Source organism: Bacillus sp. SIMBA_074 (genome assembly GCF_046534555.1).
In the GTDB taxonomy this organism is placed as follows: domain Bacteria; phylum Bacillota; class Bacilli; order Bacillales; family Bacillaceae_G; genus Bacillus_A; species Bacillus_A mycoides.
Genome location: NZ_JAWRYM010000519.1, coordinates 1 through 272, shown reverse-complemented (window position 1 = coordinate 272; position 272 = coordinate 1). Strand labels below are relative to the sequence as shown.

General features: G+C 46.3%; 1 protein-coding gene. It reads right to left on the bottom strand.

The genetic code is table 11. From position 1 onward, the window contains the following. Positions 1–272: PAS domain S-box protein (locus tag SB773_RS31805; RefSeq protein ID WP_410594312.1), on the bottom strand; the 272-nt coding region annotated here is incomplete at both ends.

Here is a 272-nt window from a genome sequence, read left to right as displayed (position 1 = left end):
ATGCTTTTGCCAACCAAATCTTCGGGACTGTAGCCATACAGTCGCTCGGATGATCTGCTTACCCGTTGTGTAATTCCTTTGCCATCCGAAATGTAAAACATGTCGTAGCTCGTATTAAAAACAGCCTCCAGCTCCAGTGAATAGTTAGCCTGTTTTTCTTTGTATACACGAAAGAAATGGCGATACAGCTCTGCTGTTTTGACCCAGCCCACTATCTGTCCCTGAGGATTTACCAATGCCCACTGCTCGTATCGATCCCATTCCGCGTCTTG